The organism is Streptomyces sp. NBC_00631 (genome assembly GCF_045206895.1).
Taxonomy (GTDB): Bacteria; Actinomycetota; Actinomycetes; order Streptomycetales; family Streptomycetaceae; genus Streptomyces.
Window position 1 is genome coordinate 10450203 of the sequence record NZ_CP107734.1, and the last position, 17350, is coordinate 10467552.

Annotated in this window: 16 protein-coding genes; 9 read left to right on the plus strand and 7 right to left on the minus strand. The window is 73.3% G+C overall.

Annotation, left to right across the window (positions count from 1 at the left end; genetic code table 11):
* Positions 1-21: 21 nt before the first annotated feature.
* Positions 22-1584, minus strand: a complete 1563-nt coding sequence (locus tag OHB00_RS47240) for an AMP-binding protein (protein WP_406444701.1) — start codon at positions 1582-1584, stop codon at positions 22-24.
* A gap of 115 nt (positions 1585-1699) precedes the next feature.
* Here OHB00_RS47240 and OHB00_RS47245 point away from each other — a divergent pair, with 115 nt between their 5' ends.
* The gene (locus OHB00_RS47245) at positions 1700-2419 is read left to right on the plus strand and encodes an enoyl-CoA hydratase/isomerase family protein (RefSeq protein WP_406444702.1); all 720 of its coding nucleotides are present in this window, start codon (positions 1700-1702) and stop codon (positions 2417-2419) included.
* Between the two features lie 174 nt (positions 2420-2593).
* Here the strand turns inward: OHB00_RS47245 and OHB00_RS47250 are convergent, their stop codons facing one another.
* The 4 genes from OHB00_RS47250 to OHB00_RS47265 all read right to left on the minus strand — a co-directional run bounded on the left by OHB00_RS47250 (position 2594) and on the right by OHB00_RS47265 (position 6990).
* Positions 2594-3352 carry an SDR family NAD(P)-dependent oxidoreductase gene (locus OHB00_RS47250; protein ID WP_406444704.1) on the minus strand — a complete coding sequence of 253 codons (759 nt, stop codon included), beginning with the start codon at positions 3350-3352 and terminating at the stop codon, positions 2594-2596.
* Positions 3349-4185, minus strand: coding sequence for a TauD/TfdA dioxygenase family protein (locus tag OHB00_RS47255; RefSeq protein WP_406444706.1), 837 nt, complete (start codon positions 4183-4185; stop codon positions 3349-3351). Before OHB00_RS47255 ends, OHB00_RS47250 begins: the two co-directional genes overlap by 4 nt.
* A gap of 118 nt (positions 4186-4303) precedes the next feature.
* Positions 4304-5518, minus strand: coding sequence for a CaiB/BaiF CoA transferase family protein (locus OHB00_RS47260; protein ID WP_406444708.1), 1215 nt, complete (start codon positions 5516-5518; stop codon positions 4304-4306).
* Positions 5515-6990: an aldehyde dehydrogenase family protein gene (locus tag OHB00_RS47265; RefSeq protein WP_406444710.1), complete on the minus strand. Its 1476-nt coding sequence runs from the start codon at positions 6988-6990 to the stop codon at positions 5515-5517. The genes OHB00_RS47260 and OHB00_RS47265 overlap by 4 nt, the downstream gene beginning before the upstream one ends.
* A gap of 187 nt (positions 6991-7177) precedes the next feature.
* Between OHB00_RS47265 and OHB00_RS47270 the strand changes: the two genes are divergently transcribed.
* The 8 genes from OHB00_RS47270 to OHB00_RS47305 all read left to right on the plus strand — a co-directional run bounded on the left by OHB00_RS47270 (position 7178) and on the right by OHB00_RS47305 (position 14624).
* Positions 7178-7993 (plus strand): NAD(P)-dependent oxidoreductase, encoded by an 816-nt coding sequence (locus tag OHB00_RS47270; RefSeq protein ID WP_406444712.1) that lies wholly within the window; start codon positions 7178-7180, stop codon positions 7991-7993.
* A 101-nt stretch (positions 7994-8094) separates the two neighbouring features.
* A complete protein-coding gene (locus tag OHB00_RS47275; RefSeq protein WP_406444714.1) occupies positions 8095-8955 on the plus strand; it encodes a mycofactocin-coupled SDR family oxidoreductase in 861 nt (286 codons plus the stop codon).
* Positions 8956-9023: 68 nt separating this feature from the next.
* On the plus strand, positions 9024-9215 hold the full coding sequence (locus tag OHB00_RS47280; RefSeq protein WP_406444716.1) for a ferredoxin: 192 nt from the start codon (positions 9024-9026) through the stop codon (positions 9213-9215).
* 34 nt (positions 9216-9249) lie between these two features.
* Positions 9250-10614 carry a cytochrome P450 gene (locus tag OHB00_RS47285; protein ID WP_406444718.1) on the plus strand — a complete coding sequence of 455 codons (1365 nt, stop codon included), beginning with the start codon at positions 9250-9252 and terminating at the stop codon, positions 10612-10614.
* Between the two features lie 14 nt (positions 10615-10628).
* Positions 10629-12317, plus strand: a complete 1689-nt coding sequence (locus OHB00_RS47290) for a thiolase C-terminal domain-containing protein (protein ID WP_406444720.1) — start codon at positions 10629-10631, stop codon at positions 12315-12317.
* The gene (locus tag OHB00_RS47295) at positions 12314-13231 is read left to right on the plus strand and encodes an alpha/beta fold hydrolase (RefSeq protein WP_406444722.1); all 918 of its coding nucleotides are present in this window, start codon (positions 12314-12316) and stop codon (positions 13229-13231) included. Before OHB00_RS47290 ends, OHB00_RS47295 begins: the two co-directional genes overlap by 4 nt.
* Positions 13228-13767: a DoxX family protein gene (locus OHB00_RS47300; protein ID WP_406444724.1), complete on the plus strand. Its 540-nt coding sequence runs from the start codon at positions 13228-13230 to the stop codon at positions 13765-13767. Before OHB00_RS47295 ends, OHB00_RS47300 begins: the two co-directional genes overlap by 4 nt.
* Positions 13767-14624, plus strand: a complete 858-nt coding sequence (locus OHB00_RS47305; RefSeq protein WP_406444726.1) for an NAD(P)-dependent oxidoreductase — start codon at positions 13767-13769, stop codon at positions 14622-14624. The genes OHB00_RS47300 and OHB00_RS47305 overlap by 1 nt, the downstream gene beginning before the upstream one ends.
* On the opposite strand, the gene OHB00_RS47310 is transcribed toward OHB00_RS47305, so the two are convergent.
* Positions 14609-16009 (minus strand): amidohydrolase family protein, encoded by a 1401-nt coding sequence (locus tag OHB00_RS47310; RefSeq protein WP_406444728.1) that lies wholly within the window; start codon positions 16007-16009, stop codon positions 14609-14611. The two genes, OHB00_RS47305 and OHB00_RS47310, sit on opposite strands and share 16 nt — an antisense overlap.
* Positions 16006-17349 (minus strand): CoA transferase, encoded by a 1344-nt coding sequence (locus tag OHB00_RS47315; RefSeq protein WP_406444729.1) that lies wholly within the window; start codon positions 17347-17349, stop codon positions 16006-16008. The genes OHB00_RS47310 and OHB00_RS47315 overlap by 4 nt, the downstream gene beginning before the upstream one ends.
* Position 17350 lies beyond the last annotated feature (1 nt).

Consider the following 17350-nt stretch of genomic DNA (forward strand, 5'->3'; position numbering starts at 1 on the left):
TTTGAGAGAATCCTATTCTCCTCAGCCGCGTACGGCAATGTCCTGACGGAGCCGGAACTTCTGCACCTTGCCGCTCGCGGTCCGTGGGAAGTCCGTCACCTCGTGCAGCTCCTCGGGCCACTTCTGCCTGGCCAGGCCGGCCCGCTCGAAGTGGGCGCGCATCTCGGCCAGTCGGGGCATCGGGTGGCCGGGCAGCATGCGCAGGAACCCGGCCGCGTGTTCGCCGAGGCGGGCGTCGGGGGCGGCGACCACCGCGGCCTCCGCGACGCCCGGCATCGTGAGAAGCACCTCCTCGACCTCCGGTGCGCTGATGTTCTCGCCACCCCGGATGATCATGTCGGCCTTGCGGCCGGTGATCGTGAGGTAGCCGTCCTCGTCCACCTCGCCGAGGTCGCCGGTGCGGTACCAGCCCTGCTCGTCGAACGCCCGCGCCGTCAGGGCCGGGTCGGTGTAGCCGAGGCACAGGTCCGGACCCCGGCTGAGGATCTCGCCGTCCTCGGCCAGCCGGATCTCGACGCCCGGGAGCGCGGTGCCGTCGGTGAACAGCCGCTTGGGTTCGGGGGCGTCGTACCGGGACGAGGTGATCGAGGGGTGCTCGGTGCTGCCGTACGCCCGGAAGACCCGGATCCCCAGACCGGCCAGCCGCGTGGTGACGGCCGCCGGCACGGACGAGCCGCCGAGCCCCGCGTAGCGCAGGTACCGCAGATGGCCCTCGGCGAAGTCGGGGTGGTCGAGGAGGCTGGTGACGTAGTACGGCGCCCCGCCCCCGATGTGGAGCCCGTGGCCGCTCATCAGCCGCAGGGCCCCGGCCGGGTCCCAGGCGTCGGTGAGGTGGACGGGGGTGCCGTCCAGGACGGGGATCAGGAACGCGTTGACCATGCCGATGAAGTGGCCCACGGGCGCGGCGGTGAGCTGCCTGCCGCGGTCGGGCGGGTAGCTCGCGGCGAGCTGCCGGGTCTCGTGGCCGAGGGTCTGGTGAGTGTGCACGACGCCCTTCGGGTCGCGGGTCGTGCCGGAGGTGAAGGCGATCAGAGCGGTGCCGGCCGGGTCGGCCGGGAGTGTCCCGGTGAGCGGGGTGCCGCCGAGCAGGTCGTCGAAGCGCTCGGCGTGGGCCCGGCGCCGGCCCGCCTCGCCCACCACGCCCACCACCGGTACGTCCGCGCACAGGTCCGGCAGGAACTCCAGGTGGCCGAAGCGCTCGGCGGTGACGAAGACGCGCGGCCGGACGGCGTCGAGGATGTAGCCGACCTCCTTGCGTCCGTAGAAATGGACGACCGGGACGACCGTCGCCCCCAGGAACGCCGAGGCCCAGAACACCGCGGCGGCCTCCATCCAGTTGGGCAGCTGGAAGACCACCGCGTCACCGGGCCCCACACCCCGCTCCCGCAGCCCGGCCGCGAGCCGGCGCGCGACCGCCTCGACCTCCCGGAAGGTGCCCGCCCAGGGCCGGACGGCCGAGTGCACCCCGAACTCGGTGTCCGGCGCCGCCGCCAGACCGCGTGTCAGCAGGTCACCGATCGTCTCCCGGGTCCACCAGCCCTCGGCTTCATAGTGCTCCACCAACTCGACGGGGATCTTTCGCATCTGCGGCTACCTCCACTGCGGCGGGCGGCTCTTCGAGGCATCGGACCGTGCTGATCAGCGGCGTATACGCTATTCTCGCGAAACGAGAATGCCAATATCTCCAGAGGGGAATCGCGTGATCGACCTTGAGCTGGACGACGGCCTGGCCGTCCTCACGATCGACCGCCCGCACGCCCGCAACGCCATCTCGCTCGCCACGATGGACGAGTTGGAGAAGGCGCTCGACGCGGCGGCGGGCGCGCGGGCACTGGTGATCAGAGGCGCCGGGGACCGGGCCTTCGTCTCCGGCGGAGACCTCAAGGAACTCGCGGCGATCCGCACCGAGGACGAGGCGGCGGCCATGGCCTGGCGGATGCGGGGCCTGTGCGACCGGATCGCCGGCTTTCCCGCCCCCGTCGTCGCCGCGCTCAACGGCCATGCCCTGGGCGGCGGGGCCGAGGTCGCCGTCGCCGCCGACATCCGTGTCGCGGCCGACGACATCAGGATCGGCTTCAACCAGGTGACCCTGGCGATCATGCCCGCCTGGGGCGGCGCCGAACGCCTCGCCGCCCTGGTCGGTCGCGGCAGAGCACTGCTGCTCGCGGGCACGGGGGCCGTGCTCGGTGCCGCCGAGGCGGAGCGGGCCGGCCTGGTCGACCGGGTGGTGCCGCGCGCCTCCTTCGAGACGGAATGGCGTTCGCTGGCGCGTTCCCTCGCCACCGGCCCCGCGGCGGAGATCAAAAGGGTGGTGGGCGGCGGCACTTCGGCGGACGAGGCGGTGCACGCCTTCGCCGGGCTCTGGGCCGCGGACGCGCACTGGGACGCCGCCGACCGGGCGCTGCGCCGCGGGAAGTGACCTTCCGGGCCTCCGGTCCGTCTCGCCACGGCGCCATCATCGACTCGGCGACGGGCGCGCGCGACGGTCCGGACGCGCCGGATGCGTCACATGCGCGGAAGGGGGCTGGGGGCGCGCACCGGACCGTGGGGGACGCGCGCACCGCGCGTCCCCCACGTGACTCCCCCGCGGGACTCAGGTGTTCCGGCCCCCGTTGACCCCGATCACCTGTCCGGTGATGTACCCGGCCTCCTCCGACACCAGGAACGAGCACGCGGCCGCGATGTCCTCCGGGCGCCCCGGCCGCCGTACCGGGGTGAGCTCCGCGTGGTGGTCCACCGAACCGCCGAGCAGACCGCGTTCCTCGGAGTCGCGCAGCATCGGTGTGTCGATGAAACCGGGCGGAATGGTGTTCACCGTGATCCCGTCCGGACCGAGCTCCAGAGCCAGGGACTTGGTGAGCCCGACGAGCCCGGACTTCGACGCGACGTAGTGCGTCATGTACGGCTGCCCCGAGTGCGTGCTCGACGAGGAGATGTTGACGATCCGGCCCCAGGCCGCCTCCCGCATGTCGGGCACCACCGCCTGGCAGAGGTAGAACGGCCCGTTGAGGTTCACGGCCATGATCCGGTTCCAGGTCTCGTCGGTGATCTTCAGGAACCGGCCGACCTCGCTGATCCCGGCGTTGTTGACCAGTACCAGCACCGGCCCGCCCAGCGTCTCGCGCACCCGCCGCACGGCCGCGTTCACCTGCCCCCGGTCGGACACGTCGACGCCCCCGAGGGCGACCGCCTCGTGCCCCTTGCGCCGGGACTCCTCGGCGACCGCCTCGGCCGCCTCCCCGTTCAGATCGAGGACGGCGGTGGCGAAGCCGTCCTCGGCCAGCCGCTGCGCGATGGCGCGCCCGATGCCCGAACCGCCGCCCGTGACCAGGGCCGTACGCCGCCGGCTCATGCGACCGCCTCCTCGCCGAGCAGCGAGGTGCGGTGCATCAGCCGGGAGGACCCGGGGCCGTAGGGCAGGGCGCGGTGCAGCATCCCGGTGTTGTCCCAGATCACCAGATCGCCCTGGCGCCAGCGGTGGCGCAGGGTGAACTCCGGCCGGGTCGCCCAGTCCAGGAGCCGGTCGAGCAGCTCGCGGCCCTCGGCCGCCGGCCGGCCGGTCACCTCGCCCGCCGTCGCGCCGATGAGCAGTGACCTGCGCCCGCTGCCGCGCGTCCACACCAGGGGGTGCTCGCGGGCCGGGTTGCGGTTCCAGGCCGCCCGCTCCCTCGGCGACGGGTCCGGTGTCACCAGCAGTTGCGAGGCGGCGAAGCTGTGCACGACGCGCAGGCCGTTCAGCTCCTCGCGCTCGGCCCGGGGCAACGCCTCGTACGCGGCGAAGGTGTTGGCGAACTCGGTGTCGCCGTCGCCGTCGTCCGACACCTGGCGTGCCGTCAGGAGGGTCGCCTTGTTGGGCACCTGTTCCGTCGTGCCGTCGATGTGCCAGAAGAAGGTGGACTCGCGGTAGGCGGCCAGCGGGCTCTTCGACGGGTCGCGGGTGATCCGCTGGATCTCGCCGTGGGTCGGGTGACCGCCCATCGGCAGCGGTACGACCTCGCCGAGCAGCCTGCTGAACGCGACCAGATCGGCGTCGTCGACGTCGGCCTCGCGGTAGACCACCACTCCGCGCCGCTCCAGCGCGGCCAGGCATTCCTCCGCGACACCGCGGTCGACCAGCCGGCTCCCGGAGAGCCCGGTGATCTCCACGCCGGTGGTGGGAGTGAGTTCGGTGACGGTGACGGGCATTCGGGTGCGGCCCTTCTCTCGGTTCCTGCAAGATCCTTCTTGGTGAGTGGGGATCTGGTACCGGCGGCAGGCGGCTCGGCCGGGACACCTGCCGCGCCGTCTCCCCGGGCGGTGGCGCCTACGTCACCGCCCCCGCCGCCTTCAGCGCCAGGATCCGCTCCCAGTCCAGCCCCAGCTCCAGCAGGACCTCCTCGGTCTGTGCCGCGAACTGCGGCGCGGGACCCAGCCGCGGGGCCGTGACGTCGAACTGCACCGGGTTCGCGACCAGTTCGAGCTCGCCGGCCCGGACGACGTACTCGTTCGCCCGGACCTGCGCGTCGTGACCGGCCTGCAGGGAGTCCTGCACGGGCGCCCACGGCCCGGCCAGCGTCGCGAAGCGCTCGGACCACTCGGCGAGGGTGCCCGTGGCGATCACCTCGCGCAGGATCCTGACGGCCTCCTCCGTGTTGGCGGCGAGCTGCTCGCCGGTCGCGAAACGCGGATCGTCCGCCAGCTCCGGGCGGCCGATGTGCCGGCACACGTCCGCCCAGAACTTGCCGGGCTGCAGCATCACGAGCGACAGATAGCGGTCGTCGGCCGTCCGGTACAGCCCGGTCAGCGGGTTGGCGGGGGAGTTGTGGGTCCCGGGCGGCGACGCGACCCAGCTCTTGCCGAGGTGGAGGGAGAGCGCGATGCCGTGTCCCATCGCCCACACCCCGCTGCCGAGCAGGGAGACGTCCACGACGGACGGCTCGCCGGTGCGCTCGCGCTTGAGCAGCGCCGCCGCGATGCCCCCGGCCAGGTTGGTGCCCGAGATGGTGTCACCGTAGGCGGGCACCGGCGGCGGGATCATCCCTTCCGTGCCGGCCGGCGTCAGGCTGGCCGCCGTACCGGCCCTGGCCCAGAACGCCGTCATGTCGTACCCGCCCCGGTCCGCCTCGCCGCCCCTGGGGCCGAGCGCGCTGCCGCGGGCGTAGACGATCCTCGGGTTCACCGCGCGGATGTCGGCCACGTCGATGCCGAACTTCCGCCGCGCCGAGGGCAGGAAGCTGGTCAGGAACACGTCCGCGCGTCCGACCAGTTCGTACAGCACCTCCCTGCCCTCGGGCCGCGCCATGTCCAGGCCGATGCTGCGCTTGCCCCGGTTGGCGTGCTCCACGTTGGGGTTGGGGTCGCCCGCCACCTTGAAGGTGCCGGTCTGCCGCAGTCCGCGCTGCGGATCGCCGTTGACGGCGTGTTCGACCTTGACGACGTCAGCGCCCCAGTCGGCGAGCACCGCACCGGCGGACGGGACGAACCCGTACATCGCCACTTCCAGGACCCGTATTCCGGCCAGCGGGCCGTCGCCGCTCATCCGACCACTTCCCCGAAGGTCTTGCGCTCCATGAACTCCTCCAGGCCGTCGACGCCCTTTTCCCTGCCGATGCCCGACTGCTTGTAGCCCCCGAAGGGGGTGTCGGCGAAGAAGTAGTTGCCGCCGTTGACGCTGAACGTGCCGGTGCGGATCCGTCGCGCCACCGCGAGGGCCCGCTCCCGGTCGGCGCCGTGCACCGCGCCGGACAGGCCGTAGACCGAGTCGTTGGCGATGCGCACGGCGTCCGCGTCGTCGTCGTACGGGATGACCGCGAGGACCGGTCCGAAGACCTCCTCCTGGGCGATCTCGCTGCCCGGGTCCACCCCGGCGAGCAGCGTCGGCGTGTAGAAGAACCCGGGGTCCACGCGCTCGCCCCCGGTCACCAGCGTGGCACCCGCCGCCACCGCCCGCCGGACCATGCCGTCGACCTTGTCCCGCTGCCGCTCGCTGATCAGCGGGCCCATGTACGTCCTGGGATGGGCGGGATCGCCGTACCGCACCCGGGCCAGGCTCGCCGCGGCCTGTTCGACGATCGCGTCGTGGTGCCGGCGCGGCACCAGCATCCGGGAGGTGATCGCGCAGCTCTGGCCCGCGTGCAGGCAGACCAGGTACGCCGCGTACCGCGCGGCGGCGGCGAAGTCGGCGTCGTCCAGGACGACCAGGGCGGACTTGCCGCCGAGTTCGAGGAACACCTTCTTCACCGTGCCGCTCGCGGCGGCCATGATGCGGCGGCCGGTGGCGGTGGACCCGGTGAAGCTGACCATGTCGACGCCCGGGTGCGTGGTGAGCAGTTCGCCGGCCGACGCGTCCGAGGAGGTCAGTACGTTGACCACGCCCGCGGGTATGTCGGTGTGCTCCGCGACGAGTTCGCCCAGGGCCAGGGTGATCAGCGGGGTGTCGGGGGCGCCCTTGAGGACGACCGTGCAGCCCGCGGCGAGCGCCGGGGCCAGCTTGGCCAGGGCGAGCTGGACCGGGTAGTTGTACGGCACGATCGCGGCCAGGACGCCGCCGGCCTCCTTCTCCACCCAGCGGTGGTGGCGCTGCCCCAGGTACTCGGCCTCGCCGAGGTCCTCGGTCAGCGGATGCGTGCGCAGCAGGTCGGCGTAGTAGCGGACCAGCTCCACCGGCTCGTCGAGCTGCTGGCCGTGTGTGAGCATGCGGGGCGCGCCGACCTCGGCGACCGTCAACTCCCGCAGTTCTTCAAGGTGTTCGACGAGTGCGCGGTGGAGCTGGTCGAGACAGTGGACGCGGAATTCCCGGTCCGTGGGCCAGTCGGTCGTGTCGAAGGCGCGCCGGGCTGCGGTCACGGCGGCCTCGGCCTGTGCGGCGGTGGCGTCCGGAGCGTGACCGAGCACCTCGCCGGTGGCGGGGTCGACCGTGGCGAACGTCCGCTCGGCGTCGACGAGCCGGCCGTCGACGAGCAGCCGGCGTGCGGCGCCGACGCCGGTCGGGGCGCTGTTCGGGAGTGGCATCCCGTTCCCTTCCAGACGTTGGAAACCAAATTCTCGATTTTGAGAACCATACCGGTCCGGGGATCGCGCGTCACGACGTCGGGCGCGTGGTCTTGGTTCTGTCGCGCAGTGACACAAAGTCGTCAGAAGGGGGTTCCGGCCCCAGCACTCTGAAAGTATGGTTCTCGCATCCGGAAGGGAGATTCTTGTGATCGGAGTCGTGGGCGCCGGTCGGATGGGCCTGCCGATGGTGCGACGGCTCGCCGAGGCGGGCCACCGGGTACGGGCGACCGGCAGGACGCCCGAGACCCGCCGCGCCCTCACCCGGGAGCCCGCGCAGGTCGTCCCCGACGTCGCCCAGGTCGGCGAGGGGGCGGACGTCGTACTGGTATGCGTCCACACCGACGGACAGGTGCGCGAAGTCTGCCTCGACAGCGGGCTGCTGACCACGATGCCGAGCGGCAGCACCCTCGTCGTCCACACCACCGGAAGCCCCGGCACCGTCCAGGCGGTGGCGGACCGGGCCGCGGCACGCGGGATCGGCGTCGTCGACGCACCGGTCAGCGGCGGGCCGCCCGACGTGGCGGCCGGCCGGATCACCCTCTACGTCGGAGGAGCCGACGACACCGTCGCCCGCATCCGTCCCGTACTGCGCAGTTACGGCGACCCCGTGCTGCACGTCGGCCCGCTCGGCTCCGGCCAGCGGGTCAAGCTCGTCAACAACACCGTCTTCGCGAGCCAGATCGGACTGCTCGCCCACGCCGCCCGCCTCGGCCGGCAGCTGGGCCTCGACGAACGGCTCCTGCTGGACGCCCTCACCCACGGCAGCGCATCGAGCCGCGCGCTCGCCGGCGTCGTACGCCACGGCTCGGTCACCGGATTCGCCCGCTCCACAAGGGAGTTCCTCGGCAAGGACATGGACGTCGTACACGCGGTCGCCGACGAGCTCGGCGCCGACCTCGGTGCCCTCGCTCCGGCCCTCGACGCCCTGTCCGACGCGACCGTACCGGGGAACGGCGGCTGAGGAGGCGGCCGCCCACCGCAGCCGAGGCGATGACACGACCGCGACCACCGGCCCCCCGCGACCCGGGAACGAAGTTCACCACGAAAGAAGGGACACCGCCCATGGGACGAGTCGAGGGCAAGGTCGCGTTCATCACCGGCGCGGCGCGAGGCCAGGGGCGCAGCCACGCGGTACGGCTGGCCGAGGAGGGCGCCGACATCATCGCGGTGGACATCTGCCGCGACTACGAGACGGTGCGCTACCCGATGGCCACCCCCGAGGACCTCAAGGAGACCGTCCGCCTGGTCGAGGAGCAGGGCCGGCGCATCCTCGCCCGCCAGGCCGACGTACGCGACACCGCCCAGCTGCGCGCCGCCCTGGACGCGGGCCTCGAACAGTTCGGCAGACTGGACATCGTGGTGGCGCAGGCCGGCATCGCCCCGCTGCGCGGCGAACCCAAGATGCAGGCCTGGTGCGACGCCGTGGACGTCGACCTGATCGGCACCATCAACACCATCCAGGTCTGTCTGCCGCACCTGGGGGAAGGCGCCTCCGTCATCGCCACCGGCTCGACCGCCGCCCTCATGGACCACGGCATCGTCCAGAACCCGGGCTCCAACCCGGGCGGCGCGGGGTACGCCTTCGCCAAGCGGGCCCTGTCCGAGTACGTCCACGAACTCGCCCGCAACCTGGCCCCGTTGAACCAGCGCGCCAACGTCCTGCACCCGACCAACGTCGACACCCACATGCTGCAGAACGAGTCGATGTACGAGTCCTTCCGGCCCGACCTCGAACATCCCACCCGCGCGGACGCCGAGCCGTCCTTCGCCGTGCAGCAGGCCATGCCGATCCCCTTCGTGGAGCCGCGCGACATCAGCAACGCCCTGCTGTTCCTCGCCTCCGACGAGGCCCGGTACATCACGGGAACCCAGCTGCGCGTGGACGCGGGCGGCTACATCAAGTGGTACGACTGGCGCCGCTGAACCCGGCAAACCCCAGGCCGAGGACCGGAGTCACCGTCGAAACCCCCAGGTCAACAGGGAGAGACACCGTGAAGGTACGGGTCGATCCGGAGCGCTGCCAGGGCCACACGCTCTGCGCGATGATCGCTCCGAAGGCATTCCAGCTCGACGACATCGACGGCCACTCCTCGGCCGTCAGCGAAGAAGTCGCCGCCGACCAGGAGGAGCAGGTCAGGGAGGCCGCGCACTCCTGCCCGGAACGGGCCATCCAGCTCTTCTGAGCCATCCGAACTTCCCCGAAAGGAGGGCAGCGCCATGAGCGAGGCCGGCGCCGACGACGAGCGCAAGAAGCACCGGGTGCACTTCGACCGGCACACACCTGAATACCGCGGCCAGTTCGAGGAGATCACCCACGAACTGCAGGCCAAGTGCCCCATCGCCTGGACCGACACGCACGGCGGCCACTGGGTCGCCAGCGGCAACCGAGAGGTCTTCGAACTGGCCCGCTCCGCCGAGTTCCTCTCCAACGACCACGACGTCAAGGGCGAACGGCGCGGCTACAAGGGCATCACCATCCCCTCGCCGCCCCGCTCCCGCGAACAGCAGGGCGGGTTCCTGGAGATGGACCCCCCCGGCCAGCGCCACTACCGCCAGGCACTCAACCCCTACCTCTCCCCGGCGGCCGTCGCCCGCTGGATCCCCTTCGTCGACGAGGTCGTACGCGCCTGCCTGGACGAGAAGATCGAGGAAGGCCGCATCGACTTCGTCGACGACCTCGCCAACATCGTCCCGGCCGTCCTCACCCTCGCCATGCTGGGCATCCCGCTCAAGGACTGGACCGTCTACAACGAGCCCGCCCACGCCTCCGTCTACACCCCGCCCAACTCGCCCGACCTGTCACGGGTCGAGGAGCTGAGCCGGGCCATGGGCCGCGGCCTGTACATGTCCCTCCTGGAGATCCGGGAGCGGCCCAGGCCCGGTCTCATCGACGCCCTCGTGCGCGCCGAGATCGACGGAAAGAGCCCGCCCGACGACGAACTCGTCGGCGTCCTGGCTCTGCTCATCGGCGGCGGCTTCGACACCACCACGGCACTGACCGCGCACGCCCTGGAGTGGCTGTCGCAGCATCCCGGTGAGCGGGAGCGGCTCAGCCGCGAACGGGACACTCTGCTGGACTCGGCGACCGAGGAGTTCCTGCGCTTCTTCACCCCGGCTCCGGGCGACGGCCGCACGATCTCCGCCGACTGCGAGATCGCCGGCCAGCGGTTCGAGGAGGGTGAACGCCTGTGGCTGTCCTGGGCGATGGCCAACCGGGACCCCGCCGTCTTTCCCGACCCCGACCGCGTCCACCTGGACCGCAAGGGCAACCGGCACAGCAGCTTCGGCCTGGGCATCCACCGCTGCATCGGCTCGAACGTCGCCCGTACGGTGTTCAAGCGGATGGTGACGGCCGTGATGGACCGGATGCCGGACTACCGCTGCGAGCCCGGGGGCACCGTCCACTACGAGACCATCGGCATCATCCAGGGCATGCGGCACCTCCCGGCGACCTTCACCCCGGGCAAGCGCCTCGGGCCCTCGCTCGACGAGACGCTGGCGACGCTCCAGAAGGCCTGCGACGAGCAGCGGCTCGCCGAGCCGGTGACCGTGCGCCCCGGCCGGGCGAAGACCCAACACTGAGAGGAAGTCGACGAGTGGCCGCATCCCCGGCATCCGGTCCGGCAGCCGCGCCCTCAGGGCGTCCGCTGCCCCTGATCACCGACCAGAACGAGTTCTTCTGGACGTCAGGGGCGGACGACCGGCTGCGGATCCAGGAGTGCACGTCCTGCACCGCCCTGATCCATCCGCCGCAGCCCGTCTGCCGGTACTGCCGCGGACGGGAGATGGGCGTACGGGCCGTCTCCGGACACGCGACCCTCATCGGCTTCACCGTCAGCCACCGCTTCAGCCTCCCCGGCCTGCCGGCGCCGTACGTCGTCGCCCAGGTCGCGCTCGAAGAGGACCCCCGGATCCGGCTCACCACCAACGCCGTCGCGTGCGACCCCGGCGAACTCGCCCTCGGCATGCGCATGGAGGCCGTCTTCGAGCGGGCCGGGGAGGACGTGTGGCTGCCGCTGTTCCGGCCGGCCGCGGAGCAGGGGGAACCCGCGCCGCTGCCCGCCGACGACATCGAGCCGGGCTCAGTGGCACGTCACATACGACCGATGCGGACCACGGAGAAGTTCGAGGACAAAGTCGCCCTCACCGGCATCGGCGCCTCACCGCTCGGCCGCCGGCTGAGGATCCCCCCGATCTCCCTCACCGTCCAGGCCTGCGAGGCCGCGGTCGCCGACGCCGGACTCACCCTGGACGACATCGACGGTCTGGCCAGCTACCCGGGCGCCGGCGCCTACGGCGGCTTCGCCGAGGGCGGCGTCACCGCCCTGGAGTCCGCCCTCGGTATCCGCCCCACCTGGTACAACGGCGGCAGCGAGACCTTCGGCCCCGGCGGCTCCCTCATCTCGGCGATGCTCGCGGTGGCCGGCGGCCTCGCCCGCCATGTGCTCTGCTTCCGCACCGTGTGGGAGTCCAGCTACGCCGAACTCGTCAAGGAGGGCAGGATCCCTCTGGCCGGCGGCGCGGACGCCGGCTGGCTCAAGCCCTTCGGCGCCACCTCCGCCGCCCACACCCTCGCCCAGAACGCCCAGCGGCACATGCACCGTTACGGCACCACCCGCGAGACCCTGGGCTGGATCGCCCTCAACCAGCGCGCCAACGCGGCCCTGAACCCCACCGCGATCTACCGCACCCCGATGACGATGGACGACTACCTCCAGGCCCGCCCCATCACCACCCCCTTCGGCCTCTACGACTGCGACGTCCCCTGCGACGGTTCGGTCGCCGTCGTCGTCTCGGCCCTCGACACCGCACGCGACCTGGCGAAGCCACCGGTCCTCGTCGAGGCCGTCGGCACCCAGATCACCGAACGCATCGAGTGGGACCAGAGCACGCTCACCCACGAACCCCAGACCCTCGGCCCGTCCGCCCACCTGTGGACCCGCACCTCCCTGCGCCCCGCCGACGTCGACGTGGCCGAGCTCTACGACGGCTTCTCCTTCAACTGCCTGTCCTGGATCGAGGCGCTGGGGTTCTGCGGTATCGGTGAGGCCAAGGACTTCCTGGACGGCGGGAAGAACATCGCCCGTGACGGCGTACTGCCCCTGAACACCCATGGCGGCCAGCTCTCCCACGGCCGTACCCACGGCATGGGTCTGGTCCACGAGGCGGTCGTCCAGCTGCGCGGTGACGGCGGCGCCCGCCAGGTGCCCGGCGCCCGGGTCGCGGTGGTCAGTACCGGCGGGCTGGCGCCCGGCGGGGCCATTCTCCTCAGGACGGACACGTGACAGACAGCCCTCCGGCCGTGGTGCCCGGCGTGGTGGGCGTCGACGGCATCTCCCTGTCGTACCGGGCGAGTTGGGTACGACGGCCGCGTGCCGTCGTCCTCGCCCTGCACGGCGGCGGAACCGACTCGGCCTACTTCGACTGCCCCGGGCACCCGCGGCTCTCGCTGCTGCGCACCGGAGCCGCCCTCGGCTTCACGGTCATCGCGCTCGACCGGCCCGGCTACGGCGCCTCCCTGCCCCACGCGCCCCGGCTCACCGACCCGGCACGGCGGGTCGACCTCGCCTACGCGGCCCTGGACCGGCTGCTCGCCTCCCGCCCTGCGGGCGGCGGCGTGTTCCTTGCGGCCCACTCCGCCGGCGGTGAACTCGCGGTGCGGATGGCCGCCGACGAGCGCGGACACAGCCTGCTCGGCCTGGAGATCGCCGGCACCGGACGGCATCACCACCCACGCTCGGTGAGCTTCCTGGAGAACGGCGACGAGGAGCTGCGCCGCCCCGGCCGGGCCCGTGACCGGCTCCGCGAAGCCCTCTGGGGCGCGGACCACCTCTATCCGCCGGAGGTCCACGGCGGCGCGAGCATCGCCGCCGCCTCGCCCGCCTACGAGTCCGCGGCCCGCGGCTGGCGGTACGAGTTCCCGGAGCTGGCGGCCCGCGTACGCGTCCCCGTGCACTTCACCCTGGGCGACCACGAGGAGGTGTGGAGCTCCGGCCCTGCCGCCCTCGCCGACATCGCCTCCCTCTTCACGGCGTCGCCTCGCGTCCGGGTCCACGAACAGCGCGACGCCGGGCACAATCTCAGCCTCGGGTACTCGGCCCGGGCCTACCACCTGAGGGTGCTGTCGTTCGCGGAGGAGTGTGCGGTGACCCGGGAGGCGGGCCTCGCCGCACCCCCACGACAAGGGAGAGCGGGATGAACCACACCGATGCCGTCGCACTGCTGCTGCGCCTGGTCCTGGGCGTCGTCATGATCGCGCACGGCCTCAACCACTGGCGAGGCGGCGGCCGCATCGCGGGCACCGCCCGCTGGTTCACCGGCCTGGGCCTCACCCACGGCACCCTCCACGCCTGGCTGAGCGTGGCCACCGAGACGGGCGCCGGGCTGCTCCTGCTGGCCGGCCTGCTCACCCCGCTGGCCTGCGCGGCCGTCATCTCGGTGATGCTGGTGGCGGGCCTGCTCGCGCACCGGCCCAACGGTTTCTTCGTCTTCAAAGAGGGCTACGAGTACGTCGTCACACTCGCCGTCGTCGCCCTGGCGCTGGCCGCGCTGGGACCGGGCAGCGCCTCCCTGGACGACGCGGCCGGCCTCGACCGGGACGGCTGGACGGGTGCCGGCATCGCCCTCGGGGTGGCCGTGCTCGCCACCGCCGGTCTCCTCGCCACCTTCTGGCGCCCCCGGCTCGCACCGGAACCGGCGCCCGCCCCCGAACCCCTTGAGCAGGAGGCCGGCTGATGCGCGTCGGATTCATCGGACTGGGCAGCCAGGGCGCCCCGATGGCCCGCCGGATCGTCGACGCGGGACACGAGACGACCCTCTGGGCCCGCCGCCCCGCCACCCTCGTCCCCTTCGCGGACACCCCGGCCAGGCGCGCCGCCTCCCCGGCGGACCTGGCCGCCGCCAGCGACCTGGTGTGCGTCTGTGTCGTCGACGACGCGGACGTCGAGGAGGTCCTCACCGGCGGGCACGGCGTCCTCGCCGGACTGCGCAGGGGCGGAGTGGTCGCCGTGCACAGCACCGTCCACCCCGACACCTGCCGCCGTCTCGCCGACCGTGCCCGCAGTCACGGCGTCACGCTGATCGACGCCCCGGTGAGCGGCGGGGGCCCGGCGGCGGCCGAGGGACGACTGGTGGTGATGGCCGGGGGCGAGCCCGGCACGGTCGCCTACTGCCGTCCGGTGTTCGCGACCTACGCCGACCCGGTCGTCCACATGGGCCCGCTGGGCACCGGCCAGCTGGCGAAACTCCTCAACAACGTGCTGTTCACCGCCAACCTGGCCACCGCCGCCGACACCCTCGCCCTCGGCCGGGACCTGGCGATCGATCCGGCCGCCCTCGCCCGGGTCCTCGCCCACGGCAGCGCGGCCGGCTTCGCGCTCGACCGGGTCGCGGCGGCCGGAGGCACCCTGGACCGGTTCGCCGGCCACGCCGGGCCACTGCTCCGCAAGGACGTCCGCCTGCTCACCGACGTCACCGAGGCCGCCGGTGCCGCACCGGACATCGTCCTGACCGCCGCCGGAGCTGCCCTCGCCCGAATGAACGGACAAGGGACAACGGACGACGGACGACGGCCGGCTCAGGACCGGAGGTAGCGGATCCGCCCCCCGATGAGAGTCAGGCGCACCAGGTCGGCCGACGGATCCGACAGGGCCTCGGCCGGCGGCACGGCGAGCAGGACGAGGTCGGCGGGCACGCCCGGCACCAGCCGCGGAGGCCCCGAGCCGGGGGAGCGGGGCGGTGAGAGGTACGCCGCCAACGCCTGGGTTGCGGTGACGCGTTCGGCGGGATTCGCGGTCCGCCCGCCGGGGACCCGGCGCGTGATGGCCGCGCTGATCACGGCCCAGGGGTCGAGCGGCCCGTACGGGGCGTCGCTCGACAGCGCCAGCGGGACGCCGGCGCGCAGGAACGAGGCACAGCGGTACAGGTCGGCGTGCTCGTGCGGCGGGCTGCCGTCGAGGAAGCCGTCACCGCGGTCGGCGAGGAAGCCGGGCTGGGTGACCACCCGCAGGCCCAGTCGGCGTACGACGGGCACGGCCTCCGCGGGGACCACCGCCGCGTGCTCGACCCGGTCACCCGCCAGCATCCCGGTCCGTTCCAGCGCCGCGAGCAGCAGGGCGAGAGAGACGGCCGTGACCGTGTGCACGGCGACGGGACGGCCCCGCCGGTGTGCGGCACCGATCTCCTCGGTCAGCTCGGTGAAGTCCGGCAGCTCGGAGTCCGCGAGGACGATCTTCCAGGGACCGGGCGCCGGCCGGGCCGTCGACGGTGTTCCGAGTGGCGCCCCGAGCAGCAGCAGCCGTTGGGGCAGACGACCGCTGCGTGCCTCCTCCGTGAGCCTGCCGACGGCGGCGGGGGTCAGGCTCGGGGTGGCGTCGGTGACGGCCGTGATGCCGTAACGGGCGAGACGGCGGCCCACCGCCGCCAGGGACGGCGCGGGGGCCCCGGGCAGCCGGTCGCGCAGCCAGCCGTCGGCCCGCCACAACCGCCCCGTCGGCCGTCCGGCGTCGTCGCGTTCGATGCCGGGGTGGTTTCCGTGCGCCAGGCCGGCCCGTTCGCCGGCAAGGGAGTTGAGCATCCACAGCGCACCGCTTCGGTGCTGCACCCGCACAGGGACGTCCGCCCGCAGTGCGTCGAGCCCGGTGGCGTCCAGTGGGCCGGTGACCCGTTCGTCGTAGCCGACGCCGCGGACCCAGCCGTGCCGGTCCGGGGCGGCCCGGTGCAGTGCCGCCCGCAGCGCCGGGCGGTCGCGCACGTCAGGCGGGCCGCACCGTACGGAGGAGACCGTCGCCGCCAGCGCGAAGAGGTGCAGGTGATGGTCGGTCAGGCCGGGCAGCAGGGCACCGCCCGCCGCGTCGATCTCCTCCTCACCGGGTGCCCGCACCAGCCCCGTGCCGAGTTCCGCGACCACACCGCCCCTGACCCGCACGGAGCACCGCCGGCCGGCGACCTCCGCGTCCCGGATCAGCAGCCCGCTCACGGCACCCGGATCCCCAGCTCGCGCAGCACGTCGGCGGTGTCGGCGCCACTCGCCGGGGCGGTGGCGGCCGGACGGCGCGGACGCGGGGCGGACAGCGGATACGCCACGCCCCCGGTGTCCACCAGCCAGCCACCGCCGTGCCCGACCACTCGGGCATCGCCGGCCGTCGGCACGGAGAGGCAGGCGGTCACCACGTCCGCCATCGACACGTCCAGCACCGCGCCGCCGCCTCCCGGCTGTTCGGACAGGGCGAGCGCGGCGGCGAGCAGACCGGTGAGCGGGTCGGCCACGGCGTCACCGGCGAACACGGGCAGCCCGTCCGCGTCCGTGCCGAGGAGCCCGCGGGCGGCGGCCACGTCGTCGCCGAAGCCGACACGGCCCGAGGCCCGCCCGTACGCCGTGATCGAGATCCAGGTGCACCCACGGGCCGCCGCCGCCTCGGCGTCGAGCCCGAACCCCGCCAGAGCGCGGGGCCGGGAGGCCTCGACGACCACGTCCGCCCGGCCGACCAGCTCGTGGAGAGCGGCACGGCCGTGCGCGTCCGCCGGGTCGAGGACGACCGAGGCATGCCCCGCGTGCAGCAGGTCGTAGAAGGCGGGGTCGCCGAAGCGGGCTCCGTCCGGGCGGGTCGGGGTCTCCACCTTGACCACCCTGGCTCCCGCCGTACCGAGCAGGTGTGCGCACAGCGGGCCCGCCCACAGCGCGCTGAAGTCGACCACCAGCAGCCCCGTCCCGGGGCGAGGTGTGCCGGGCAGCGGGCAGGTGCGGTCGGGCCGGGGCCGGACCGCACCGCCCGCGAGACCGAGGAGTTCGACCCGTTCGTCCAGGTCGGCGCCGTCGTGTGCGGCCAGCCAGCCGCGCAGCCGGCCCGGCAGCGCCCCGGCATCGAGGTCCCGTCCGATCAGCGCGCTCCACAGCAGGGGGTCGTCCGGACGGGCGTCGGACACGGCGGCCCAGCCGTCCCGGGTGGGCAGCAGCCGGCAACTGCCGCCCACGGACAGCCGTCCGCGCCGGCCACGGCCGCCCAGCGCGGCCCGTTCGGCCGGCAGCCGGGCCCCGTCGAGCCGCGCCCCACCGGCGGCGGCGACGTGGTCGGCCAGCCGGGAGGCGAAGGTGGCCGCCGCACCGGGAGGCAGCAGCGGAGGCCCGTCGGGGTGGCCGGTCAGGAGGGGGACACCGCTGCGGGCCCAGTCCTGCGCGATGCGGGCGGGGTCGGTGTCGGTGTCGGTGTCGGGCCAGGGACGCGCGGGCCGGGCCGGGGACGGCGGCGGCGAACCGCCGGGCACCCGGCGGTTCGCCGCCGAGGACCCTGTCGTACTGCCAGATGCCCGGTAGGCCATG

Bases quoted from the DNA above. Each gene is read 5' to 3' on its own strand.
- OHB00_RS47240 (WP_406444701.1), bottom strand. From the start codon at position 1,584: ATGCGAAAGATCCCCGTCGAGTTGGTGGAGCACTATGAAGCCGAGGGC.
- OHB00_RS47250 (WP_406444704.1), bottom strand. From the start codon at position 3,352: ATGAGCCGGCGGCGTACGGCCCTGGTCACGGGCGGCGGTTCGGGCATC.
- OHB00_RS47255 (WP_406444706.1), bottom strand. From the start codon at position 4,185: ATGCCCGTCACCGTCACCGAACTCACTCCCACCACCGGCGTGGAGATC.
- OHB00_RS47260 (WP_406444708.1), bottom strand. From the start codon at position 5,518: ATGAGCGGCGACGGCCCGCTGGCCGGAATACGGGTCCTGGAAGTGGCG.
- OHB00_RS47265 (WP_406444710.1), bottom strand. From the start codon at position 6,990: ATGCCACTCCCGAACAGCGCCCCGACCGGCGTCGGCGCCGCACGCCGG.
- OHB00_RS47275 (WP_406444714.1), top strand. From the start codon at position 8,095: ATGGGACGAGTCGAGGGCAAGGTCGCGTTCATCACCGGCGCGGCGCGA.
- OHB00_RS47285 (WP_406444718.1), top strand. From the start codon at position 9,250: ATGAGCGAGGCCGGCGCCGACGACGAGCGCAAGAAGCACCGGGTGCAC.
- OHB00_RS47300 (WP_406444724.1), top strand. From the start codon at position 13,228: ATGAACCACACCGATGCCGTCGCACTGCTGCTGCGCCTGGTCCTGGGC.
- OHB00_RS47305 (WP_406444726.1), top strand. From the start codon at position 13,767: ATGCGCGTCGGATTCATCGGACTGGGCAGCCAGGGCGCCCCGATGGCC.
- OHB00_RS47315 (WP_406444729.1), bottom strand. From the start codon at position 17,349: ATGGCCTACCGGGCATCTGGCAGTACGACAGGGTCCTCGGCGGCGAAC.